The sequence below is a fragment of the Bacillus sp. EB V-12 genome (assembly GCF_056158125.1).
This window is the reverse complement of sequence record NZ_JBUXJL010000002.1, coordinates 269657-293362: the sequence shown is the minus strand read 5'-3', so window position 1 is coordinate 293362 and position 23706 is coordinate 269657. Positions and strand designations below refer to the sequence as shown.

The following is a 23706-nucleotide window of genomic DNA, read 5'->3' as shown; positions in this document are numbered from 1 at the left end:
TTAGTTCTTTAAGTACAATGGGAATTGTGTACTTCTTGATGAGTCAGAATGATTGATTATAACCCTATGATGACTTGTTGATGAATCAGAAGTGCTTACATTACCATCAAATTGTTTAGCATAAGTTGTTGTTCTGTTACCCTTGTTATCCGTTTGACTCCACTTATTTTCATAATTATGCATTGTTTCCTCCCTTAACTTCTTCACGTCAACATCTCGACCATACTGAGTTTTGCTAGAAGTAGATTTTTCTTTTTGATTATATTTATGTCTATTATAAGCGTGTTCGTTAATAAAGTTAGATTTATTTGTTCCACCATTTAATTTATATGGTACCTTTGGACTCGAACCTTTCCCTGGTTTCCCTGGTTTTTTCTTTTTAACTAGAGAATCAACTAGGTTGTCATGTGTAGTGACTTCTTTTACGGAGGTTATATTCCCTCTAGCATCTGTTCGAACAGATAGATCAATTGATTCCTCTATACCTTGTGTATTTTTCCAATAAAAAGTTACCTGATTGTCAGTGTTTTTTGTAAATGTATCTTGAATTTGATTTAGTTGATACATATCAATTTTTTCAGATGTAACTTTATCTAAACTAATTTGTTTTGGACTGAAATTTTCTTCAGTAGCGGCGGATACAGCTCCTGTGAATAAAAGGCTTAAACTTAGTGTGGCGGCCGTTGTTAAATTAAGAAATTTACTTTTTTTCATAATACATCCCTCCTGATAATGTTAAAACTATATATTATATTATTTAAATATAAATTACTCTCTAGTAAAAATCAATTACATTTTCATTTTTACGTTAATCTATTTGATTATCTAAAAATACATATACTCAAGAAAACCAAAGTACATATAAAAACAGGCCATAATATAGATTTTTTCTATATTATGGCCTGTTTTTGTTTCCATTCGCATATGCACATTGGCTTTTTGTGATAGCTAACAGCATCCATTTGGTTCTTCCTCTACTAAATGAGATGCTTTTAAAACGATCCTATAATTCTTCAATATTACTACTTCATAATTGATCTAAATTCACTATAAAAAATGAAGTTAGGGTTTCTTTTCTATATGTAGTAAAAATATATTAAGTAGCAGGTGAGTTTGAAATAAAATCACGATATTAACAATGTAACTGGAACTGCAGCAGCTATTAGTTTCTTCACTTTCATACCTCATACTCCTTAAAGTAATTTACTCTTAGTTGGTTTTGCTACCGATACTCTTCGCTGCTTCTTCAAACAGTTTTGAACCTTCTTGTGCTTTACTTAATGATTGATGCATTTTACTCTCGTCTTCTTGGTCTAATGCATCAAAGAGAAGTTGGAAACAATCCGCATACAGTTCCATCGATTGCTTTATCTTCACTTGTTCTCCCTGTAATTCAGGAGGTGCTTGTAGATTCTTCAGTTTCGTTGCAGTTGCCTTTGCTCCACCTAAACTCAGTTGTACTTCACTTTTCTTTTGTTTGTATGATTTTACGTCTGAATCTGCTATTCCTTCAATTAATTTCATTGTATTTTCAATTTGAGTAGCACTATTTATGATTTCTGCCTTGTACCTTTCAACATCTGAACCAGTTACCTTGCCAGTTGAAGAACTAGAAGAAGTTGAATTATTTGAAGAGGAACTTTGTTGACTACTTGATGAACTACTATTTGTACCTTCACCTTTCGCTACAGATAAGCTATCCTCTTTCTTGCTATCAGTTGACTTACTCTCTTTTTCAGTAGCCTTACTCTCTTTCTCTACCTTTTGCGTTTCTTCTTTCTTTGGTTCAGCTTTCTTACCATCAGTTTCAATTGTAATACAACCACTCAATAACATAACTGGTAACGCCAAACTTACTAATTTCTTTGCTTTCATGATTACTAATACCCCTTTATTTGTAAAATGTAGTGCAAACAAGTTAATATACTTAACTAATAAATTTCCCCCGAGTAATTTATTAAAATCTACTATCCATAGATTTCCTGTATATTCATAATCTTTCCATATATATCATTTTACAAAGAATTACATATTTGGTCAAAGGGATTTATGTAGTTCTTAAAAGGAAATTTTAATCGCAAAGAAAAGAAGCTAACAATAAATTGTTAACTTCTCAGCTTAAGGAAAAAATAGTATCTTTCCTTATCTTCTAATATCTAGGTTGTGATTGAATATTTGTAAGATGAACATCGTACATATCAATGATTTCAAGAAATCTATCAGCTTCACGGAAAACATGGTCTGCCAATAATGGATGAATGATGCTCTTTATTTTACATTGCTCAATTAAATCACGTGCTGTTTTCTTAAAATCCCGAAGAGATGCAACTGACACGCGATTTTGATCTAAAAATTGATCTAAAAGAGGAGCTGTTTGGGATTGTGGTTTCATAGATTCTAAGTCAATTGCTTGATACATCAATTCATCAAAATCATTGCTAAAATTCCGTGCTGTATCTACAAGCTTTCTTTCTGATGGATCAAGAAGATGGCCAATAAATTTAGCATGGTCTGCCATAATCCTTAAAAAGAAAACATTTTCTTTAATAATAGCATCAGGAAGAGCATCTAATTTACCTTCATTTAATTGTATTAAACGTTTTCTAAAATAATCAGCTTCCCTACTTGTATGGTCAACTAAAAGTGGAAAGTTATTTTGTCCTGGCAATTTACATGTGAGAATTAATCCTAAAATTTTTCGTTTAAATCCCCAAATATTAGTTGCGGCTTGTTGTACTTCTGCATTAAACCTTTTGATTTGCTCAGGATCTGTTTCATTTGTATAGGAATGCGCTATTTGTTCAATATGTTCAAACAACCGATAAAATTGATTCGCCTCTTCAATTAATTGAGTATCCTCACATCTAAATCCCAATCGAAGAAAAAAAGAATGCTCCTTCATGATTCTAGACCAAAAACGAATTTCATTTAATGAACGCTCAACAAACATTACAGACGTAACGCCTGTATCAGGATGTAATGAAGTTTCATCCCTATGCATTGTTAATCCCCCCCAGTAAAATCCCCGCTAGTTCCATTCTTATGAGGAAAAATATATATAAATGCCATCAATAAAAGTTTATGATGACTCTCTTATACATGTAAAATTAAACTAATATAACCTTAGCTTGATGAACATATACTGCTCCCCCAGAAGAAAAAAGCTACCACCTAGATGTAAAATCCTACTAGGTGGTAGCCTTTCAAAATTTCTATTAAAGCAATACCGAATCTTTATCACTATCCTGATTACGTTTCTCGCGCTCTTCTTCTAAGCGCTTCATATACACTTCGCCTTCTTTTTCGATAAACTCATTATCCATATCTTGCTCTTTTTTCGAAGTATATAAAACCATGTAGCCACTTAGTACAATCCCGACAATTACAAGATAAACCCACCATGGTAAAGTTTCCAAATCACTTCATTCCTTTCCTTAGACAAGCCTTATTAGTTTCACTTTATGAGGAAAGAAGTGGATTTATGCTTAAAATTTTTATTGTGGATGCTTCGCGAAAAATGCTTGTACATATTCCATAAACTCAATTGGTTCTTGACGAAACGGTGCGTGGTATCCTTTTTCAATAATGTGGAACGTGCTATTCGCAAATAGCTCATGATACAGTTCACCATTTTTCCAAGAAACACTTTTATCGTGTCGTCCCCATATAATTAAAGTCGGTACCTTAATTTTATCAGCTTCCATCGCAATGCGGCGCTCTCTCATTTTCGTAAGCTGATCATAATGCTCTTTATCATCACGACTATTTTTCACTTCACTTTTATTATACTTCGCAATCTCAGTTACAGTTTGTAAGTCCGTCGATAGCGGTGGTACTTCATAACTTTCTTTTTGCTGGAAAGACTCTATCCCTGTAGAATCCGCCAAGATGAGATGCGTCACTGCATCCGGATATAAATACGCTAAATTAAGGGACATCTCTCCGCCCATTGAATGGCCGAGCACCGCAAACTGATCGTATCCGAGCTTCTTCATTAACTTATAATATAAATTCACTTGCGCAGGAAACGAATACTGAAAATCAACTGGCTTAGAAGAACGCCCAAACCCTAAAATATCAACCGCAATAATCGTATGGTCTCGCACTAGTTCCGGATAAATATCACTAAACCCATCAGAAGAACCACCAAACCCATGCAACATGAGTAACGGGGGTTTCCCCTCACCAATTTGCTTAAAATAAATCGTCTGCCCGTCAATTTGCGCCATACTCTCTTTCGTATTCAGCTTCATCATAACAGTATCTTTCACTTCGCCAACCTTCGCAATCGGCTTCTCAACGAAGTTACAAACAATTAACAAAACGAGCACAATACCGCTAATCATATAAAACTTAAACCTTTTCAAAGTTCCCGTCTCCTTTCTCTTGTTGCTATTTAAAAGTTTTTACATTTTTTGGTTATTTTATGTTCTCTTTTTAATTGTAACCGCAACAGTTACAATTAAACTAAAAAAATATAACTCATTTCTATTACTAATGGTTGTTCTGTAACTATTATAGTTACACATTTAAAGTAAGTCAATTCTTTTCTCTACATGGCCTGAAAATAGAAAAAGGGACTTCATGTTGAAATCCCTTTCTTTGTTACTATAGTTGGCTTACTCCGCCGTCGCCTTTATTATCTGCTGGTGCTCCGCCTGTGTCGCCAATGTTAATGTAGTCTGGTCTTGCTGGTGCTCCGCCACCATCCCCTTTATTAAGTGCAACTGAATTAAAATCATGAAATCCTAGAGATAAAGTAAATGCGAACCCTATTACCGTTAATACAATTTTTTTCATTATTTTAACGCTCCTTTTATCATTTGTTTTTTTCTTGCTTCTTTACTCATATGATAATATTCGCTAGATTTTTCATGATTTTTTTCATAATAAAATTTATCTGCTAAGCGTTCCGTATACTCTTGAATACAATCAAATAATTCTTCTTTTTCAAAATAAGAAATCGCATCTAAAATAACATTTTCAAACTCACCAGTAGTCGCATTCATTTTATTTAAAATCATGAATCGGTATTGATACTCTTGATTTTTTAACTGATTACAAATACGTAACCCTTTATTTATTAACGACTCTGCTTTTTCTAATTCATTTAGTTTTAGGTATTCGTCTGATTCCAAGTATAGTGCTCGAAAATGATTAGGAGATTTCTTTGTTACTTCTGATAAGTGACGGATAGCTAACTCAGATAAATTTTGATTCGCGTACAATAAACCTAAATTATTTCTAACCATTAATATATATTTTTCATGATTAACTTGTTGGAAAACATTCAATGCTGTATTAAACGTTTCTTCAGCGAACTCGAATTGTTGTAAATCAATATAACACAACCCTAACATATTTTCGCACAACGCAAGATTAATTTCATAACCTGGTTGTTTAAAAAAAACCTCTTTTGCTGTTTTTATTTGATCAATCGCTAACATTTGTTGATATGATTGGTTATAAAGATATCCATAACGATAATTAAACTCCGCATGTTCTATCGGATCGGCAATATATTTCAATAACTTCTCAGCTTGCTCATACTGTTCTTTCGCTTCGTTATAATTTGAAATTAATGTGCAATGAAACCCTTTAAAGAAGTGATAATAATAAGCTAAAAAGCCCTCTGTTGGAATTTCGAAAGATTCCACTTTATCAAAACTATCTTCTCTAACTGAAATCCAATCAACTAATGCATCATATCTAAAATTCAACAACGCATGATAAAGCAATACCTCCTGATCCACATCCAACCCACTAATCTTACTTTCAATCTCCTCTTTCATTTCTGTGGCCTTCTCTATGTTTTGCTGCAACATTACACGATACCAATCATCTAAAGAATGTTTCATTTGCTCCCGCGTTACTACATCTGCTCCCATACACTCGCATCCCCTTTTCTCCAAAATTACAAAATTAGGATTTTTATACAATTATCAAAATTGTATATTACCACTCCTTTTCTATGCATTGAAAAACAATTATCAGAAAATTAAATATTTAAATTAATTATACCAAAGTTTTCCTTTTTGATAACTTGAGAAACAATTGTCAGAAAACTTACTAGAATAAATAAAAAAGCAAGTAGTTCCAGCAATCCGCTAAAACTACTTGCTCTATTTTTACTCTTTAATAAATTCCTTCGTACTTCTCACTGTATCAATTGGACGAACTAATTTTTCAATTTCTTCACGTTTTGGCTCTAGGAATGGAGGTAAAGATAATTTTTCACCAAGTGTTTCGTATGGCTCATCTCCCATAAATCCTGGGCCGTCTGTTGCAAATTCAAATAAGATTTGTGGTGCAACTCTTGCGTATAATGACTCGAAGAAGTGACGATCTACATAACCCGATGAAGGAAGCCCTACGCTACTGATTCTCTCAATCCATTCTTCTAATACAGCGCGATCTTCTACGCGGAATGCCGCATGGTGCACTGTACCAAAACCTTGTTGTGCTTCAGGAAGAACTGTATTATGTTCTACGATGACAGATGCACCGTTTCCACCTTTATTCACTTCAAATAAATAGAATTCTCCTTCTTGCGCAACCTCTTTAAATAATAAAACTTTTTCTAACACTTCTTTGAAGAAATTAAAGTTTGCAATACGGATGAATACAGGCCCTAAACCAGTAATTGCATATTCTAATGGAACTGGTCCGTTTTGCCATGGTGTACCTGATTCGATCCCTTTATCAAGTTCATCTGAGATTAATTGATAGCGTTGGTCATCAAAGTCAACGAAAGAAAGAGTTTTCTTACCAAATTGCTCTTTAATTCCTGTATGTTCTACTTCAAGACGGTCAAAACGTTTTACCCAATATGCTAACGCTGCATCAGTCGGAACACGGAATGAAGTTTTTGAAATTTCATTTGTACCGTGTACTCCTTTTGGAATACCTGGGAAGTCAAAGAATGTCATATCTGTTCCGGCACTACCTTTATCATCTGCAAAGAATAGATGATACGTTTGAATGTCATCTTGGTTTACTGTTTTCTTAACTAAACGCATCCCTAAAACGTGAGTGAAAAACTCATAATTCTTTTCTGCACTACTTGTAATTGCTGTAACGTGGTGAATTCCTTTTAATTGGTTCATTTTATATTCCTCCAGTGGTTTTAAATTTTATTTTCTCTTCTATTACTTCTCTTCAATAGGTGCTAAATTCGCTTCAATTTCTGCTCGCTGACCTTCTAAGAATGGTGGTAAATCAAGTTTTTCTCCTAAATGTTCCACATCTCCATCAACTGTAAATCCTGGGCCATCTGTCGCAATTTCAAATAGGATTCCGTTTGATTCGCGGAAATATAAGCTTTTAAAATAGAAACGGTCGATGATTCCTGAAGAATGGAAGCCTCTTTGTTTCACCTGTTCTTCCCAATAAGCAAGCTCTGCATCGTTTTTCACGCGAATTGCTAAATGGTGAATGCTACCTCGGCCCGGTTTTTCAGTAGGACCATCTAAATATTTCACAACGATTTCTCCAAAAGCCTCTCCTTTAATGGACTGGAAAATTGCTTCTTGATCATTTCGGCTAACCTCTGTATAACCGAACATCTCTGTAAGTGTGCTCGCCATTTTATCAAGTCTACGCACTGTCATTTCTACAGAACCCATTCCTTGAATTTGATGCTTTGCAGGAACTTCTGATTTCTCCCAAGTTTCCCAGTGCTCTACTTTTTCTCCGTTTGAAACGAGTAGTACTAAGCGAAGACCTTCAGCATCCTCAAATTGCAAAGCAGGACGATTTGCATATGTTGTCATTTCACTATGTTTCACATCAAATTTTTCAAAGCGTTCTTTCCAGTAATGCAAGCTATCCTCTGAAGGAACAAGTAATCCAATTCGAGTAATCGCATTCGTACCGCGATATGTTCTTCCTACTAATGGAATTTCAAAAAATGATAATTCCGTACCTGGACTTCCTGTTTTATCTCCATAAAATAAGTGGTACATTGACGGATCATCTTGATTTACTGTCATTTTCACACGACGTAAGCCAAGCACGTTTTTATAAAAGTGATTATTTTCATTTGCATTTTTCGTAACCATTGAAATGTGATGATGCCCTTTAATTTCATACATTGGTTATTCCTCCGTTTCGTTTTACTAGTCAAGTGACAACTAAAAAAATAACATTTCCCACAACTAATATGGTTTTTAGCTTTTCAATTTATTCTTAATTATGTTTTTGTAAATTCATCTTAGTTTTTACTGTATAAGTTACTTTGTTTTTAATCGAAAACAACTGAGTGTATGTTTTTCATATGACTCAATCGCTTTCGTTACTATCACTTTACACCTCAAGTGATTAAAAAGCAAGTGATTTATCTCAAATTCGAGATATTTTTTGTATCATATTATTTACTTCCTATAAAAACAGCCTCACTAAGCATATTAAAACTTAATGAGGCCACTTTATTCACACTTTTAATTATGGAACGACGGCTTATAGAACGAACGATTATCAAGTGCGAAGACACGCTCTGTATATTCGCCTGGTTTTGTGCGTCCTAATGCGCGGTCCATCATGTTCATTTTTGCATCTAAGTTATCGATGTAATGCAGAATTTCTGCTTCTTTTACTAATGGTGGTTTTGGACTACCCCATTCTGCTTTTCCGTGGTGAGAAAGGACGATGTGTTGAAGAATTAATACTTCTTCTGCATCGATTTGCAATTCGTCTGCCGCTTTACCAATTTCGTTCACCATAATCGAAATATGGCCTAGTAAGTTTCCTTCTAACGTATACGTTGTAGAAATTGGGCCAGATAATTCAATTACTTTACCAAGGTCATGTAAAATAACACCTGCATATAGTAAGTCTTTATCTAATGATGGGTATAGATTTGAGATAGCTTTCGCTAAATCAAGCATTGATACGACGTGATAAGCTAGTCCAGATACGAACTCGTGATGGTTTTTTGTCGCTGCTGGATAGTCTAAAAATTCATTTTGATGCTTATTTAATAAATGTCTTGTTAGACGCTGAATGTTCGGGTTTCTCATTTCAAATATGTATTGCGTAATTTTCTCAACCATATCTTCTTTTTTCACTGGTGCTTTTTCTACGAAGTCTGAGATGTCTGTTACTTCATTTTCATTCGCAACACGGATTTGTTTCACACGTAATTGAATACGTCCTTTGTAGTTTAAAATATCTCCAGCTACTTTCACGATTGTTTCCGCTACATATTGTTTCTCAACTTCTGGTGATACGTCCCATAACTTCGCTTCAATATCTCCACTTGGATCTTGTAAGATTACTGTTAAAAATGGCTTTCCATTGCTTGCGATACCTTTTGTCGCTGTTTTAATTAACAAGAAAATATCGACTTGTTCACCAACTTCATACTCTGCAATTTTCTTTTTCATTCGAATTCCTCCACCAAATCAGTTACTTTTAGTATAGCACACTACAACTCATTTTCTTTACGCATATGTGTTAATTTTATAATCTGTTTTTCTGTAAAATACGCGAGTAAATGCGCATGACATGTAAAGAATATGACTTGTCTATCCTTTGCAATTTCCTTTATAAGTTCAATCGTTCGATTCGTCCTTACCGCGTCAAAGTGCACGAAACTATCATCAATAATAAATGGATAATCATGCTCAAATGTTTTTGCTAGTGCAAATCTCAGCGATAAATACAACTGCTCCGCTGTCGCTTGGCTTAGTTCATGACTGTAAAAACGCATACCATCGTTACGCTCTACAATAAACGGCTCTGACTCTGACGGTGAAAAGATTTTACTATATCGTCCGCCTGTTAAATAGACGAAATACTCTTCTGACTTTTGTAAAATACGAGGAAGATGTACTTCATGATAATATTGCTTCGTTTTCGTTAACACCGTTTTTGCGGCCGCATAAGCAGCCCACTTCTTCACTTGTTCACGCACTTGCGCTTTTTTCATTTCCCATTCATGCATTAAATCACCGTACGTACTACCTTCTTCTAAATTCGCAATTTCCATACGATGTTTCGCAATACGCTCTGTCAGTTCTTTCTCTTGCGCCAGACAGTTTTGCACGACTGTCATTTCTCTCTTTAATTTCTCTTCATAACCGTCAGCTTCATAATGTTCAGCTAATGATAAACTCGTTAAACGCTGTTCTAACAGATCAATTTGCGGCAATAAACGCCCCACTTGTTTCTCTGCATCTTCACGTTTTTCCGCCAGTTTACCTGCTTCTAAAAACATCTCTTCATCTGTAGACGCTGCAATATGCCATAAACCATCTCGTTCTATTAGTAATTGCTTTAATTGTTCTTGCATAAACTCATATTCTTCTTGCCATTCCGCCAGTTTTTCTTTTAACTGCTTACAAGTTTGGCGCTTCTCTTTCTCATTTTGCATACGGCTTTGTGCCTCGTGTAGCTTACTATACTCCGCACTACCGATAACAGTTTCTAGTTTATGTTCAAATTGCGAAATCATTTCATATAATGAAGATTTTCGCGTACCTTGCTTCTCTAACTCCCGATATAATTGCTGCATTTTTTCAATACGCTCAAACGCCGGCAATATGTGTGCATACGTATAAAATTCAGGAAACATATAGCGCGTTTTATATGCATCGACTTGTTCTCCCGCCTGGAACGTTTCTCTCTCCCATTCCTCATACGATGAAACGACTTTATCATACGCTCGCTCCAACTGCTGTAACTTATAAGACTCACGCTCAAATAATTTACGTATCTCTTCATCTTTTTCTAACTGATAGCGTACAGACATCGCTTCTTCACTTTGTCTCCCGCCGGCACTTTGCTGAAGTGTAAGGAGCTCTTCTTGTAATCCACTTGATGGATCTTTATATAAAACAAGGGCGAGAACAATCCCTACAAATACGATGACACTAATAAATAAGAGCGGGCGATTGTCTATCAATAAGCTTGTGAATAAAATGCCTGTATTAATAAGGAGTAACAGAAGACAAACTCTTTGCCACTGCTTTTTCTTTTGCTTAGCTGCTCCTGTTTTCTCTTCATACTTGCGCTTCATTCTCTCTGCGCCCATACCGATAAACGCCGCATCTTGGAACGATTTCTCTTTCTCAACTAACACATTTCTCTCTTCATCCACTAACATTTGTTTCTTAATCTGTCTTATATTTTCTTCTTGTTCTTCTAATTGCTCTTGCGCTACTTTAAAACGATCATCGAGCTGTGCTTTTTGCGTTTCTAATTCGCGCGCCTTTTGCACTGTTTGCGTAATTAACTCTTTCGTTGCCAAACTCATATCAAATGAAAGAACTGTTTCCTTTTCAAAAGTAGTACCAATTTGTTGTTCTAGTTCTGCGATTTCTTCTTTTATATTCGTAATATTCCCGCTCATATCACGCATTTCTTGGCGTGCATTTTCGTAAGACATATGCTGCATACGAAGTTCTTCTACATAACTTTCTTTTTGTAAAAACTCTTCATCTATTTGAATCGAAGCAATTTCCGATTGCACTGTCTCAATTTTCTTGTGGAGCGAATCAACTTGTAATTGAAGCGGCTCCATTTTCGCCTTAATTGCTTCATAACGCGCCATTCCGTTTACAGGAAACTGCCCGCTCTCGTTCTCTAACACTTTCTCATGCGCACGTTTTTCAATAACGAGTGGCTCAAGCGCTGCTAATATTTCATAATCTTGCTTTCGCTTTTCTGCACTCTCTTTTTCCCCGCGAACAGAAGCAAGCTTCTCTTCACTTTCTTTTAACTGCTCTACTTGTTTTTCATACGTGCCAATTTTTCCTTGCCACTCTTTCATCTTCTCTTCAAGTTTCTTCATCTCTTGCAATGACACGTTAATTTCTGGTTTACGACCACTCGGCTTGAAGCGCTGGTCCATTTCTTTTTCTAGCTTTTTATCTAACTGCAATAGCGCATCACTTCCGACTGCACTTGCCGAAAATAAATAATTGCCAATATCCGCTTCGCCTAGCTGATGAATATTTTGAAGACCATGCATATCAAATGAAAAGACAGATTCAAATAAACTTTCATTCATCCCGCTTAATATATCGTTTAAAATTTCTTCTTCGCCCGTTTTCCCGTCTTCAAAATAAACGGTCACCTCGCCAGCTGCCGTCTTTGGCAATCGCTCAATTTTCAAACGACCGTACTGCCCTGTTTGCACAGTCATCGCGCCGCCATACTTCCCGCCTTCTTTCGGCTCATAACGGCGCTGTCCTCTCGTCGGAAAACCGAATAAAATACTTTTCATAAATGAGCGAATTGTCGATTTCCCCGCTTCATTTTCACCATATAACACCGTCAGCAAGGAAAGATCCATTTCCACATTTTCTAATTTTCCGTACCCATAAATATGGAGTTTTTCAATTCTCATTTTTTATCCCTCTCTTGCTGGAATAATTGCTCTAAAATAATATTTTCTGCTTCCTTTTGAATCTCTTTCTTCTCTTCTTCTGTAAAAGATTCAATACTATTACGCGCTACAAGAGATGTCCAAATAGTGCGCAATACTCCGTCCATATTGCTGAAAGCTTCTAACTCCTTTAGCACACTACCTACGAAATGATTTTCCGCTTTCAAACGTTCGATTTCCGCAAAAGAAACCGTCTCATTTTTCCACTTCATCGCATATACAAAATCTTTTCGCTCTTCGCCAGATGCTAAAATGTGAAAAATCTCTTCCACGCGCTTTTCGTCACGCAAATAAGGTGAAAGTGGACCTTGTCCTGTGAATACGACAGTTAATAGCGTACCTTCCTCTTCTCTTCGGCATTCATTCATCGCAGTAGATAGGCTCGTCATAAGTTCATCAACAGTTTCAAGTCTATCAATACAAACTTCGATTTCATCCCATACAACATCTGCCGTATGGAAAAATGAACACTGCGTTCCTTGTTTCGTAAGTTCAATAAGGTACGCACCCTTCTCGCCTGTTTCCTTACGATGACGACCTTGTATGTTCCCTGGATAAATAATGCATGGTTCTTCTGATAAAATTTCACGTTTATGTATATGGCCAAGAGCCCAATAATCAAACTGTTTTTCTTTCAACTCACGAATTTGAAACGGTGCATAGCGATTATGCTCTGCATCTCCTTCCACACTTCCGTGAAGCATGCCAATATGAAAAGGCGCATCACTCATTTTCGTATACTGCGCTGTCATATTATCCGTTACCGCTTGCTGCAAATAACTAAAACCATAAATAGAAGCTAATAGCTCACCATTTTTATAAAATGATTTCTCTTCTACATAAGGCTCAGTAAATACATGAACATTTTCCGGAAACTCAATTGCTGCCCAGCTTCCTCCTAAATGATCATGGTTACCGTGAATAATAAAAACAGGGATATCGTACTGCGAAAGTCTCTTCATTTGCTCACGCACAAACACTTGCGCCCTCAAACTTCTCGTCTCCGCATCATACAAATCCCCAGCTAGTAATACGAAATCAACGCGCTCTTGAATTGCTTTATCAACAATACGCTCAAATGATTCAAACGTACTTTGCTTCATTCTCTCCCAAACAGACTGCGCAACATTCATCTCCATCCCTTTAAACGGACTATCCAAATGCAAATCAGCCGCATGTATAAACTTTACTTGTTTCACAAATAACGATCCTTCCTATCTTTCAAAAGTTTCATTTTATCAAAATTAAAATCGCTGAAAACTAATAATCATCGAGAATAAAAATATTCTCGATGATTAAAGTTTCATTCTATTTTACCACGCAATGTCATATATTTCTTTGCATATTGTAGCATTTTATGTCAAAATAATTATAAGATTCTGATTTTAATTATTGGAGGGAATTTTCATGGGAGTATACGTTCTAACAGTCTTTGAAAAAGATGGTTCAAAAGCATTAGACGAATCATTCGAGGCGGCAACTGAAAAAGAAGCAAAAGCAAAAGGTGAATCTATCTTACAAGAAAAAGGATTGTATGAAAAAACACATCGCTGTACATCTACTGCAGGTAAGCTCGTTTTATTCCAGCGCTAAAAAAAGAAGCGTCATCCGCTTCTTTTTCACTCTACTATATCTTCGTCACACCACGTAAACACCACATCTAGAATGCGATTACCGATACGTACGCGTTTATTCCATTTACCTGTTTGGATCTGATGTTGCAATTCAGCTTTCATCTTTTCCGTCCAGTCGTGAATCGTTTCACTACCGTCGTACGGATATACGCTCGGAAACTCTTTCTGCAGTAGATGCAAGCTCTCTGCATCAAAATGAAAATGGAAGAAGTAGTTTGCTGTAAGCGATGGTTCTTGCAATCGTAAAAAATGATCATCAATTTGCTTTCTATTTCGATAGAAAGTAAAGATATTCACTTTACCGCTAGTAATTTGGTCAATTTGAATTTCGTGCTTCTCTATAATCACGTCTTGTCCACCTCGTTGTATACTATCTTTAGTATATATGTCTTTTGCAACAAAGTTAACCATTTTCGCGCGAAATTCATTTCCTTCATTAATAATTCCTGTACCTCCATATGCAATCAGAATAAATAAAAACAAAGTTGAAGGGGAGCGATCACATGTATTTCGGAAGCAAAGGTTGGTATGTAAAAGAACTTAAAAAATTAGGTATCCGTACTTATGAAGGTAAAAAACTAGAATCTTATCGTACGCATGTGTTATCTAGTTTACTTGAGAGAATGAAGAGAGCTTCGGCTTAATAGAATAGCAAGAAGTAAACCTGAATATTGGTAAATGATAAAAAACACCTCCTAAATTCGCATACTAAGTATGCAAATTAAATGGAGGTGTTTTTATTAGTCTCACTTTTTCAGGGGCGCTTCAGTTTTCATAAAATATTTTTTGTTTCCGCTGAAACGGATAAGTTTTAATCTCAGTTGCATCTAAATTTTCATGGAATAAATGAATAGCTATAATTTGTCTACAATCGTAAGTATGGTAATAATATGTTCCAGACTCCATACACATTGCACTTGTATAGATCGTATTATCTAATATACCGTCTTCTGTTATTACTGCCCCCTTAGGAACCTCACAGTTTGATAAAATATGAAAAATAGCCGATATCCCCTCTTCTTCGTTCTCTATACTTTGAATGTTTTGTTTGCCATATGCTGCCCGTACAAATCTTGATGGCGGAGTGAAATCTCCAGGAAGCCCCATCGTTCCTGAACCTTGGCCAAAAGCACTTAATGGTACATCTCCCCACTCCGTTGGCGCAAATGGCTGCGATTTAAGACCAATATATTGTCTTAAATTTTGTAAATGCCAATTAAACTCGGGACTATTAGTCATCACTCCTATTGGATTGTCATACACTTTTATTCCATCAGCTGTCGGCTCAAGTACAATACACGCTCCCGATTTATCTGCTAAAATCCAATGTAGCGGTGGCGTAATTCCTAAAACTGGTAATGGCACATCTATAAAGGCAATGTTATCAATAGATTTTCTTACCTCTTCAACAGAATTGAACTGCGTGAGGCTCCAAGTCACAAAATCAAATGGCGCTACATTCGTTTTATCGCTATCTATATGATTACTATAAGTAGCGAATCCTGGGAAATAGAGAGTTGCACATGTCATACCAGTTTCATTTACTCCGTCCGCCATCATGACCCTTCCTCCAAAATTAATTCCCATTCCGACAACAGCCTTTTTCGCTCGGATCGTTTCACCAGTTATATTGTTCCACTGATAACGCCGAGGAATGATTATTACTTCTTGATTCATATCTAATGTGAAATCCATTGTTCTCCCAAAAAGATGCTGGAAATTTTTTGTTTGTAACGTCAAACTAGTACACATGAAGAAATCCCCCCCATTTCATAGTTATATACACATTTTATAAAATTCTGATAAATACGTAAATTAAAAACCCTATTTATCACTAACAAAATAACCACCCAAACTAAAAATGCTATAATAAACCCAATGAAACTAAGGGGGCAAATTACTTTGCTTGGAACATGCATTCAATTTCATAAGTTTGGCAATCCAAAAGACGTATTACAAGTTGAATATAAAAATATAGAACCACTGAAAGATAATGAAGTTTTCGTTCGTATGCTAGTTAGACCGATTAATCCATCTGACTTAATTCCAATAACCGGAGCGTACGCACATAGAATCCCTTTACCTAACATACCTGGTTATGAAGGTGTTGGTATTGTAGAAGATGTAGGAGCTTTTGTTTCTAGAGACCTTATCGGTAAACGTGTGTTACCGTTACGCGGGGAAGGTACTTGGCAAGAATATGTGAAGACATCAGCTGATTTTGTAGTCCCTATTCCCGATTCTATTGATGATTTTACCGCGGCACAAATGTATATTAATCCCCTTACGGCTTGGGTTACATGTACGGAAACGCTAAACTTACAACGGAATGATGTTTTGTTAGTGAATGCTTGTGGATCCGCTATCGGGCATCTTTTTGCGCAGTTATCGCAAATTTTAAATTTCCAACTCATTGCCGTGATAAGAAATAGTAAACATACAGACGAATTACTTCAGCTTGGCGCTCATCATGTAATTGATACTTCGACTGCCCCGCTTTATGAAACCGTTATGACATTAACGAACGGGCTCGGCGCGGATGCTGCAATTGATTCTATCGGGGGACCGGATGGAAATGAATTAGCTTTCTCCTTACGTCCCAATGGGCACTTTTTAACTATAGGACTTCTGTCAGGAATACAAGTAAACTGGGCAGAGATTGTCACGAAAGCAAAAGTGCACGCGAACATATTTCATTTACGACATTGGAATAAAGAAGTGTCACCTTATAAATGGCAAGACACGTTTCGTCATTTAATTCGCTTAGTAGAAAATGAGCAATTACGTTTTATGAAAGTCCATTCTACGTATGAATTAGCGGATGTGAAAGCGGCAGTTGATGTTGTACAGTCCGCTGAGAAAACGAAAGGGAAAGTGTTTTTGACAAGTTATTAACTACAATTGAAGAAGCCTTTTTGATTGGTCTTTTAAATAGACTAGATAGTACGTTCAGGAATACCTAATTGTAAGTATCTGGTATAATCATGTTAAAAGGTGAAAGGAGACTCTAACATGTGGTTACTCAAAGCAATTGCGCCTGTTTTAATAGTCGGGGGAATTGTAGTCTATGTAATTGGAAGGCTTAAACATAAATATGACAACGGCACATTAGGTAAGAAAAAATCAAAAGAGGCTCAACTGTTATTAGACAGTTTAATACCTATAGGAATGCTTGTTGGCTGTATGATCGGTTTGATTTTCGGTATATTTTTCCCGAACTTCGCCCTGCTTTCAGTTAGTTTAGGAGCTGGAATAGGCTATTTATTTGGATATTTCGCCTATGAATTTTACAGCAAGACAGGAAACAATTTTTCCTAATCCAAAAGGAATAAGCGGGACAGTACATAGTAATCATATGAAATATGTAACTGTCCTTTATTTTTGCATCAATGTTATCACCTTACCTTTCGCCTACTATACACCTCTTTTATTGATTTTTCTCTCCTCCCCTTTTTGCATATCCGCTTTTTTATTTTCATTGGATCTATATCCAAAGTAAAGTAGCGCACATGTAATAATAGAACCTACAATGTATCCTAAAAAACATCCTAACCAAAACATAGTGTAACCGCCTCCATTCATAATAAATTTTATGTAATATAACTCTTTACATACTCCATCGTTTATTTCTATTAACTATACACTTTCTAAAATTATTCATACCACTAATTCTCTTCGTACCTCAAATAGCAATTTTATTATTTGTCATAAAGTTAACACCTTCTTCAAATACAAAAAATTCCATTTACTTGCTTTTTCTCAAGAAATAATATACTACATTTGAAATAAGCGAGCGAGTACGTCGGCTCTTCTCTATTTTAACTTTAGTCATGAACAAAAGAAAAATAAAAAACCCCCTCAAAGCATAAACTTCAAGGGGTGAGCCTGTTTTTTATTTACTTATATACGTACAGCTGTACCACTTACAGCAACCATTAACATTCCATCACGAACTACTTCGTAATCTACGTCAACACCAACGATAGCGTTCGCACCTTTTTGTTTTGCAAGTTCTTTCATTTCGTCCATTGCGATATCACGAGCTTCTTTTAGCTTACTTTCATAAGAACCAGCACGACCACCGACAACATCACGAACAGAAGCGAATAAATCGCGGACAATATTTGCACCCATAATAGCTTCACCATTTACAATATCGATATACTCAATAATTTCTTTACCTTGAATTCCAGACGTTGTTGTTACAATCATGACTGACACTCTCCTAATAAGTTGTAGTTTTAATTAGCTTTCTTATGTCTTTATTATGACATGGAACAAACAACTAATCTATTGAATTACCTTACAGGAATGTGACAGTTTTGTAAGAATAAAATGCCTATTATGTTTAATAAAGCGCTTTAACATTAGGATACATAAACGACTCTTTATTTTCTTTCCAGTCCTTTTCTACTTCTTTGAAAGTTGGTCGTCCTAATTTTTCATTGTTCTCATGTTTACGAAACCATTTCTTCACATACTGGTCTCCATTTTTATTTTGAACTGTGCAAAGGAAACTATTACTACTATCCTTTAATATTTTTACAATCACGAATAGACACCTCTTCCCTTTTAAATAACAGAATAGAACTTGATCTTTTACTATAAGCCCTTCCTCTCTTATAGTCATACGACTCCTCGGCCGCGCCAAAGTTGTAAGATCAAAAAATGATATTCACTTTGTTTACATTTTATTTAAAGAAATCAGAGTTATAGGCATTATGCTTATCAAATATTTTATAGATTTCTAACTTATCATCTAATTTTGCATCTACTAAAATTAATATATTGCCATCGTAAATATATTCTTCATACTTTTTAGCATGTTCTTCTGGAATTCCTAACCCTATAAATGCTCCTATTAAACTTCCAGCTCCCCCGCCAATACCGGCTCCTCCAATAGCTGCTGCGATCGGTCCTGCTGCTACGATTGGACCCATTCCAGAAACAGCAAGTATACCAAGACCTGTTAATAAACCACCGAGTCCGCCTGCTACTCCTCCTGCCACAAGCCCTGTTGCTGAAAAGATATCTGCTTTATGTGTAGTTTCATGATTTACTTTTTCACCCGATTTTTCTTCAAGGTGTTCAATTTCCTTCTGATCTTTTGCAATAGCTGAAATGTTATCTGCTGAGTATCCTTTATCATTTAATTCATTAATAACGAGTGCCGCATCATCAATTGTTCTAAAAACACCTACTATTTTTCTATCTACATTCATAACTATTAACCTCCTAAAGTTTTATATAATATATTTTTATTTTTCTTCATTTCTGTATACACTAATTTTCTTATTAACATAACCATTTATGAAAAAAGCGAATAGTAAAAGCACTACAAGTGAACTACTTAACAAGTAAATTAAATCAAATGTAATATTAATCATCATTTCATTCATGTATACCAGGCTCCTTTTTATTTAAAGTAAAAGTATATTTTGATAGACTAATCTACTAAACATAGACATCTTACAATTCATCTTCAGTCAATCTCTTTGTAGTATATGTATACCCTTCCTAACCTTTTCTAAACGTAAAAAACTATAATTATATTTTTTCTTATTTATATGTTTAACATTTTTTAAAACGGGTATGTTTATATTGTTATGCTTACTATATGGAAAGGAATATTACGATGAACGCCATTCACTCTACTACTATTTCTTATAATGAAACACCTACAATAACTCAAATTCATCATTTTTATGCTTTAATGACAACATTTCAAACGAATGTATTTATAAGTAAACACGGAACACTTACTTCTATTAAAAACTTAAGCACTCTAGTATCCTTTTTCCTTACTGTAAAAAAGAGAGATCTTGTATTATTTATTTTTGAAGGAATAGATGCAAAAAGAGCTTTAAGAACACTCTTCCCTTCTTAAAAGTTTTGTTATCCCCTATTCCCTCGATTGTTACTTTTCATATATAGTTTTATATTTCAAAATGATTTCCTCTATTAAAAAAGAACCCCCTAATACAATAGGGGGATTTCTAGTTTAGCCTTATGAAAACTGATATAATATATATTACGTTTTTCATTCTTTAAAATAGAAAAGTTTTAATAACCTTGAAGGTAGGAATTTTTAATGAACTCGAAAGCAAAATTTAGTATTCGCTACAAAATTATGGCTGGTTATTTAGTTATCATTTTGTTCTTACTTGTTTCTTTCATTATGTTGAACAATGAGATTTCTAATTTACAAAAATCTCGTAATTTTATTATTGATCACGATTTTAAAGTTCTCAATTTAACAAATCAAGTGGAGAAAGATTTACTAACAATTGAAAATAAAGCGAAAGGGTTTATCATTTCTAATAATCCAAATTACGTACAATCTCTTAATTCTGCGGAAAAGGATTACGAAAAGCATTATCAAGATCTTTTCTCATTATTAGAGGATAACCCATCTCAGCAAGAAAAATTAAAACAGATTAACGAAAATATTATTAGTTGGATAAATAAAGAGATTCACCCACTCATTGCAAATAATAATAGTAATAATGTACAAACAATCGACACGACTCAAATTCAGTCATTACAGTCACAGGTAACTAACTTCCGTAGCACTGAGGAGCAATTAACGAAAAAAAGAGCAGCACAATTAGATACTGAAAATAATAAATTAGAGATTTGGTTATACAGTTTATTGTTCTTACTTTCTTGTATTTCTATTATCATTTCACTCTATATTTCGAATTCCATTACAAAAACGATTAAAAATGTAATTCAAGTTATTAAATCCATTTCTTCTAAAGAAAAAATCACGGAAAGAATTCATGTAAACACACGTGATGAAATAAAAGATCTTGCTCATACAACGAATCACCTACTAGACGAAATATCGAAAAGAGAGTGGTTACAAACGGAGCTTGCAGAATTAATTTTAATGTATCAAGGTGTATCTTCTATTGAGATGTTAGGTAAAAAAATTCTTAGTGGAATTATACAAAAAACGCAAACTTCTTGCGGTGCATTTTATGTACGTGAAGAATATGAAGAAACTGTCTACTATGTGAAAAAAGCTTCTTTCGCCGATCAAGGTGCTGATATTGGGAAACAATCCATTCAAATGGGTGAAGGTTTCATTGGACAGTCTGCCTTAGAAAAGAAAAGTTTTATTCTCAGGGATATACCCGAAGAGTTTCGTTATGTCACTAGCGGAGTATTAGAAATACGTCCTAAAAATTTACTAGTCATCCCTATCTTATTTGAGGATGAAGTGATCGCAGTAATGGAGTTAGTAAGTGTAACTGAGATTTCAGATTTACATCAAGATTTAATTCAACAAACCGTTGATAATCTAGGTTTAACAATCCATAGCATTATGGGACGTATGCGAATTCAAACTCTTTTACATGAATCACAAGCAATGACAGAAGAGTTACAAGTTCAATCAGAAGAATTGCAAACGCAAGCGGAAGAACTACAAATGCAAGCAGAAGAATTACGAACAACGAATGAACAATTAGAGTCTAGAACTGAAGAGGCTGAGCAGAAGACAGCTGACTTACAAATTACTAAATTAGAATTAGAAGAAAAAGCAAGCGAGTTGTTACGCAGCTCAAAATACAAATCTGAGTTCCTAGCAAATATGTCACATGAATTACGCACACCGTTAAATAGTATTTTACTATTATCTGAAATGTTAAGAGAAAATCATGATAACAATTTATCCGACGATGAAATTGAATTAGCAACTGTCATTCATTCATCAGGGAAAGACTTACTTACTTTAATTAATGACATACTAGATTTATCTAAAGTAGAAGCAGGCAAACTAGACATCATTTTTGAGGCAACGAACATAAGTGACATGGCAGCCAATATGCATCAAAACTTTTTACATATAGCTGCACAAAAAAATGTCGAATTTACTATTGAGGACAGTGATACGATTCCTGATCTGTTTTATACAGATGCAAAACGGATTGAGCAAATTATTAAAAACTTATTATCCAATGCATTTAAATTCACAGAAAAAGGATCCGTTTCTTTACATTTTGATTCGATAGAAACAACCAATTTGAGTCATGATATGCAGTCTATAAGTAAAGATTGGATTACAATTTCAGTAAAAGATACTGGTATTGGTATCGCTAAAGAACAGCATCAACTTATTTTCGAAGCCTTTCAACAGGCAGATGGAGCAACGATTCGAAAGTATGGTGGTACAGGATTAGGTTTATCTATTTGTAAAGAGTTTGCGAGATTATTAGGTGGTTGGATTACGTTAGAGAGTAATGTAGGAGAAGGTAGTACTTTCACGGTATATATTCCTAACCTTCCAAATGGATTACATGATATACAGTTATCCAATTTAGAAGTCGCAGCAACGATAGAAGATGTTATTCCTGCTGAAGTTGTTGAAGAAACTATCGTTACTCCAGAAACAAATAACGTCTTCCAAGAGAAAACAATTTTAATTGTCGATGATGATCATCGAAATATATTTGCGTTACAAAATGCATTAAAAAAACAAAATGCCAACATTATTACTGCCCAAAACGGCATAGAGTGTTTAGAAATACTACAAAGCAATACAAATATTGACCTTATTTTAATGGATATTATGATGCCTAATATGGACGGTTATGAAACGATGGAAAATATCCGAATGAACTTAGGGTTAAATGAAATACCTATTATCGCATTAACTGCTAAAGCAATGCCAAATGATAAGGAAAAATGTTTATCTGCTGGCGCTTCAGATTATATAAGTAAACCATTAAATCTACATCAACTCTATTCGGTAATGAGTGTATGGTTAATAAAATAAGTGAGGTTTAGTTGGAGTGGAAAATAAGTATTATAATTTTGATCCATCAGTAGATACGGATGAGCGCACGAACTTAGAAATTGAATTACTATTGGAAGCGGTATTTAAACTATCAGGATTTGATTTTCGCCAATATGCTCGCACATCTATTTATAGAAGGATTTGTAATCGAATGCAGCTCTCTAATATCCCAACCATTTCAAAATTAATTGAAAAAGTAATTCACGAGGAAGGGGTTTTAGAACAGTTATTAAATGATTTCTCAATTAATGTAACTGAGATGTTCCGTAACCCTGCCTTTTTTAAAGCGCTTAGAGAGCATGTTATTCCTGAATTAAAAAAGCATCCCGAAATTAGAATTTGGCATGCTGGATGCGCAACTGGTGAAGAAGTATTATCAATGTCCATCTTACTTCACGAAGAAGGATTAAGTGAAAAGTCGGTTATTTACGCAACAGATATGAATACAAATGTGTTAGAAAAAGCAAAACAAGGTATCCTCCCGTTAAATAAAATGCAAACTTATACGAAAAACTATTTACAAGCTGGCGGTACACAAGCGTTTTCTAACTATTATTCAACAGATAATCGTTTTGCTTATTTTAATCCATCACTTTTACAAAACATTATTTTTGCACAGCATAATTTAGTAACCGATCAATCTTTTAACGAGTTTCATATTATACTTTGTCGTAACGTTTTAATTTACTTTACAAGTAAACTTCAAAATCAAGTGCAGCAACTATTTTATGAAAGCTTAGGTCACAATGGTTTTCTATGTTTAGGGAATAAAGAAACTCTTCGTTTTTCAAATATAATGCCGCATTATACTCAATTTAATCCTAGCGAACAAATTTATCAAAAAATACAATAAAAAGCGTATGAAATCCTCTGTTTGGATT

General features: G+C 34.8%; 26 protein-coding genes. 7 read left to right on the top strand and 19 right to left on the bottom strand.

Annotation, left to right across the window (positions count from 1 at the left end; translation table 11 throughout):
* The 12 genes from ACZDYH_RS08115 to ACZDYH_RS08060 all read right to left on the bottom strand — a co-directional run bounded on the left by ACZDYH_RS08115 (nt 1) and on the right by ACZDYH_RS08060 (nt 13587).
* Nucleotides 1-714 carry a hypothetical protein gene (locus ACZDYH_RS08115; RefSeq protein ID WP_434713679.1) on the bottom strand — a complete coding sequence of 238 codons (714 nt, stop codon included), beginning with the start codon at nt 712-714 and terminating at the stop codon, nt 1-3.
* A gap of 495 nt (nt 715-1209) precedes the next feature.
* Nucleotides 1210-1875 carry a DUF7018 domain-containing (lipo)protein gene (locus ACZDYH_RS08110; RefSeq protein WP_046392426.1) on the bottom strand — a complete coding sequence of 222 codons (666 nt, stop codon included), beginning with the start codon at nt 1873-1875 and terminating at the stop codon, nt 1210-1212.
* A 274-nt stretch (nt 1876-2149) separates the two neighbouring features.
* Nucleotides 2150-3001, bottom strand: coding sequence for a DUF2935 domain-containing protein (locus tag ACZDYH_RS08105; RefSeq protein ID WP_000554479.1), 852 nt, complete (start codon nt 2999-3001; stop codon nt 2150-2152).
* A 214-nt stretch (nt 3002-3215) separates the two neighbouring features.
* Complete coding sequence (locus ACZDYH_RS08100; RefSeq protein ID WP_000449223.1) at nt 3216-3416, bottom strand: sporulation YhaL family protein; 201 nt, start codon at nt 3414-3416, stop codon at nt 3216-3218.
* 78 nt (nt 3417-3494) lie between these two features.
* Nucleotides 3495-4367 (bottom strand): alpha/beta fold hydrolase, encoded by an 873-nt coding sequence (locus tag ACZDYH_RS08095; protein ID WP_152121445.1) that lies wholly within the window; start codon nt 4365-4367, stop codon nt 3495-3497.
* 241 nt (nt 4368-4608) lie between these two features.
* Entirely contained in the window at nt 4609-4800 is a 192-nt protein-coding gene (locus ACZDYH_RS08090; protein ID WP_229175409.1) for a hypothetical protein, read from the bottom strand.
* Complete coding sequence (locus ACZDYH_RS08085; RefSeq protein WP_290102218.1) at nt 4800-5888, bottom strand: response regulator aspartate phosphatase; 1089 nt, start codon at nt 5886-5888, stop codon at nt 4800-4802. Before ACZDYH_RS08085 ends, ACZDYH_RS08090 begins: the two co-directional genes overlap by 1 nt.
* Before the next feature lie 240 nt (nt 5889-6128).
* On the bottom strand, nt 6129-7106 hold the full coding sequence (locus ACZDYH_RS08080; RefSeq protein ID WP_088859426.1) for a ring-cleaving dioxygenase: 978 nt from the start codon (nt 7104-7106) through the stop codon (nt 6129-6131).
* A 42-nt stretch (nt 7107-7148) separates the two neighbouring features.
* A complete protein-coding gene (locus ACZDYH_RS08075; RefSeq protein ID WP_086389228.1) occupies nt 7149-8093 on the bottom strand; it encodes a ring-cleaving dioxygenase in 945 nt (314 codons plus the stop codon).
* Between the two features lie 345 nt (nt 8094-8438).
* Nucleotides 8439-9383, bottom strand: a complete 945-nt coding sequence (gene yhaM, locus ACZDYH_RS08070) for a 3'-5' exoribonuclease YhaM (protein WP_000726638.1) — start codon at nt 9381-9383, stop codon at nt 8439-8441.
* Between the two features lie 41 nt (nt 9384-9424).
* Nucleotides 9425-12349 carry an ATP-binding protein gene (locus ACZDYH_RS08065; protein WP_474886123.1) on the bottom strand — a complete coding sequence of 975 codons (2925 nt, stop codon included), beginning with the start codon at nt 12347-12349 and terminating at the stop codon, nt 9425-9427.
* The gene (locus tag ACZDYH_RS08060) at nt 12346-13587 is read right to left on the bottom strand and encodes a metallophosphoesterase family protein (RefSeq protein ID WP_088859424.1); all 1242 of its coding nucleotides are present in this window, start codon (nt 13585-13587) and stop codon (nt 12346-12348) included. The genes ACZDYH_RS08065 and ACZDYH_RS08060 overlap by 4 nt, the downstream gene beginning before the upstream one ends.
* 208 nt (nt 13588-13795) lie before the next feature.
* Between ACZDYH_RS08060 and ACZDYH_RS08055 the strand changes: the two genes are divergently transcribed.
* Nucleotides 13796-13981: a YhzD family protein gene (locus ACZDYH_RS08055; RefSeq protein WP_000539552.1), complete on the top strand. Its 186-nt coding sequence runs from the start codon at nt 13796-13798 to the stop codon at nt 13979-13981.
* Between the two features lie 26 nt (nt 13982-14007).
* Here the strand turns inward: ACZDYH_RS08055 and ACZDYH_RS08050 are convergent, their stop codons facing one another.
* Nucleotides 14008-14370 carry a hypothetical protein gene (locus ACZDYH_RS08050; RefSeq protein ID WP_000582785.1) on the bottom strand — a complete coding sequence of 121 codons (363 nt, stop codon included), beginning with the start codon at nt 14368-14370 and terminating at the stop codon, nt 14008-14010.
* Nucleotides 14371-14525: 155 nt separating this feature from the next.
* On the opposite strand from ACZDYH_RS08050, the gene ACZDYH_RS08045 reads away from it, so the two are divergent.
* Nucleotides 14526-14666: a YflJ family protein gene (locus ACZDYH_RS08045; protein ID WP_000273537.1), complete on the top strand. Its 141-nt coding sequence runs from the start codon at nt 14526-14528 to the stop codon at nt 14664-14666.
* Between the two features lie 121 nt (nt 14667-14787).
* Here the strand turns inward: ACZDYH_RS08045 and bsh are convergent, their stop codons facing one another.
* Nucleotides 14788-15774, bottom strand: coding sequence for a choloylglycine hydrolase (gene bsh, locus ACZDYH_RS08040; protein WP_434713674.1), 987 nt, complete (start codon nt 15772-15774; stop codon nt 14788-14790).
* Nucleotides 15775-15924: 150 nt separating this feature from the next.
* Here bsh and ACZDYH_RS08035 point away from each other — a divergent pair, with 150 nt between their 5' ends.
* Nucleotides 15925-16917 (top strand): zinc-dependent alcohol dehydrogenase family protein, encoded by a 993-nt coding sequence (locus ACZDYH_RS08035; RefSeq protein WP_088859423.1) that lies wholly within the window; start codon nt 15925-15927, stop codon nt 16915-16917.
* Between the two features lie 117 nt (nt 16918-17034).
* A complete protein-coding gene (locus ACZDYH_RS08030; protein WP_000266554.1) occupies nt 17035-17340 on the top strand; it encodes a hypothetical protein in 306 nt (101 codons plus the stop codon).
* A gap of 96 nt (nt 17341-17436) precedes the next feature.
* On the opposite strand, the gene ACZDYH_RS08025 is transcribed toward ACZDYH_RS08030, so the two are convergent.
* The 5 genes from ACZDYH_RS08025 to ACZDYH_RS08005 form a co-directional block, all read right to left on the bottom strand.
* Complete coding sequence (locus tag ACZDYH_RS08025; RefSeq protein WP_000498628.1) at nt 17437-17583, bottom strand: hypothetical protein; 147 nt, start codon at nt 17581-17583, stop codon at nt 17437-17439.
* Nucleotides 17584-17922: 339 nt separating this feature from the next.
* Nucleotides 17923-18234, bottom strand: coding sequence for a YbjQ family protein (locus ACZDYH_RS08020; protein ID WP_000637511.1), 312 nt, complete (start codon nt 18232-18234; stop codon nt 17923-17925).
* A gap of 136 nt (nt 18235-18370) precedes the next feature.
* The gene (locus ACZDYH_RS08015; RefSeq protein ID WP_002023439.1) at nt 18371-18574 is read right to left on the bottom strand and encodes a DUF4028 family protein; all 204 of its coding nucleotides are present in this window, start codon (nt 18572-18574) and stop codon (nt 18371-18373) included.
* Between the two features lie 139 nt (nt 18575-18713).
* Nucleotides 18714-19244 (bottom strand): general stress protein, encoded by a 531-nt coding sequence (locus ACZDYH_RS08010; protein ID WP_474886116.1) that lies wholly within the window; start codon nt 19242-19244, stop codon nt 18714-18716.
* A 36-nt stretch (nt 19245-19280) separates the two neighbouring features.
* A complete protein-coding gene (locus ACZDYH_RS08005) occupies nt 19281-19421 on the bottom strand; it encodes a hypothetical protein (protein ID WP_001004570.1) in 141 nt (46 codons plus the stop codon).
* Between the two features lie 236 nt (nt 19422-19657).
* Between ACZDYH_RS08005 and ACZDYH_RS08000 the strand changes: the two genes are divergently transcribed.
* From ACZDYH_RS08000 to ACZDYH_RS07990, 3 genes are all read left to right on the top strand, one after another.
* Nucleotides 19658-19909 (top strand): hypothetical protein, encoded by a 252-nt coding sequence (locus tag ACZDYH_RS08000; protein WP_000991357.1) that lies wholly within the window; start codon nt 19658-19660, stop codon nt 19907-19909.
* Between the two features lie 204 nt (nt 19910-20113).
* A complete protein-coding gene (locus tag ACZDYH_RS07995; RefSeq protein ID WP_474886111.1) occupies nt 20114-22804 on the top strand; it encodes an ATP-binding protein in 2691 nt (896 codons plus the stop codon).
* A 16-nt stretch (nt 22805-22820) separates the two neighbouring features.
* Nucleotides 22821-23678: a CheR family methyltransferase gene (locus tag ACZDYH_RS07990; RefSeq protein WP_000429036.1), complete on the top strand. Its 858-nt coding sequence runs from the start codon at nt 22821-22823 to the stop codon at nt 23676-23678.
* The last annotated feature ends 28 nt before the right edge of the window (nt 23679-23706 follow it).

Excerpts from the sequence above, each read along its gene's own strand:
- ACZDYH_RS08115 (WP_434713679.1), bottom strand. The coding sequence starts at position 714 with ATGAAAAAAAGTAAATTTCTTAATTTAACAACGGCCGCCACACTAAGT.
- ACZDYH_RS08110 (WP_046392426.1), bottom strand. The coding sequence starts at position 1,875 with ATGAAAGCAAAGAAATTAGTAAGTTTGGCGTTACCAGTTATGTTATTG.
- ACZDYH_RS08105 (WP_000554479.1), bottom strand. The coding sequence starts at position 3,001 with ATGCATAGGGATGAAACTTCATTACATCCTGATACAGGCGTTACGTCT.
- ACZDYH_RS08090 (WP_229175409.1), bottom strand. The coding sequence starts at position 4,800 with ATGAAAAAAATTGTATTAACGGTAATAGGGTTCGCATTTACTTTATCT.
- ACZDYH_RS08085 (WP_290102218.1), bottom strand. The coding sequence starts at position 5,888 with ATGGGAGCAGATGTAGTAACGCGGGAGCAAATGAAACATTCTTTAGAT.
- ACZDYH_RS08080 (WP_088859426.1), bottom strand. The coding sequence starts at position 7,106 with ATGAACCAATTAAAAGGAATTCACCACGTTACAGCAATTACAAGTAGT.
- ACZDYH_RS08075 (WP_086389228.1), bottom strand. The coding sequence starts at position 8,093 with ATGTATGAAATTAAAGGGCATCATCACATTTCAATGGTTACGAAAAAT.
- yhaM (WP_000726638.1), bottom strand. The coding sequence starts at position 9,383 with ATGAAAAAGAAAATTGCAGAGTATGAAGTTGGTGAACAAGTCGATATT.
- ACZDYH_RS08065 (WP_474886123.1), bottom strand. The coding sequence starts at position 12,349 with ATGAGAATTGAAAAACTCCATATTTATGGGTACGGAAAATTAGAAAAT.
- ACZDYH_RS08055 (WP_000539552.1), top strand. The coding sequence starts at position 13,796 with ATGGGAGTATACGTTCTAACAGTCTTTGAAAAAGATGGTTCAAAAGCA.
- ACZDYH_RS08045 (WP_000273537.1), top strand. The coding sequence starts at position 14,526 with ATGTATTTCGGAAGCAAAGGTTGGTATGTAAAAGAACTTAAAAAATTA.
- bsh (WP_434713674.1), bottom strand. The coding sequence starts at position 15,774 with ATGTGTACTAGTTTGACGTTACAAACAAAAAATTTCCAGCATCTTTTT.
- ACZDYH_RS08030 (WP_000266554.1), top strand. The coding sequence starts at position 17,035 with ATGTGGTTACTCAAAGCAATTGCGCCTGTTTTAATAGTCGGGGGAATT.
- ACZDYH_RS08025 (WP_000498628.1), bottom strand. The coding sequence starts at position 17,583 with ATGTTTTGGTTAGGATGTTTTTTAGGATACATTGTAGGTTCTATTATT.
- ACZDYH_RS08020 (WP_000637511.1), bottom strand. The coding sequence starts at position 18,234 with ATGATTGTAACAACAACGTCTGGAATTCAAGGTAAAGAAATTATTGAG.
- ACZDYH_RS08010 (WP_474886116.1), bottom strand. The coding sequence starts at position 19,244 with ATGAATGTAGATAGAAAAATAGTAGGTGTTTTTAGAACAATTGATGAT.
- ACZDYH_RS08005 (WP_001004570.1), bottom strand. The coding sequence starts at position 19,421 with ATGAATGAAATGATGATTAATATTACATTTGATTTAATTTACTTGTTA.
- ACZDYH_RS08000 (WP_000991357.1), top strand. The coding sequence starts at position 19,658 with ATGAACGCCATTCACTCTACTACTATTTCTTATAATGAAACACCTACA.
- ACZDYH_RS07995 (WP_474886111.1), top strand. The coding sequence starts at position 20,114 with ATGAACTCGAAAGCAAAATTTAGTATTCGCTACAAAATTATGGCTGGT.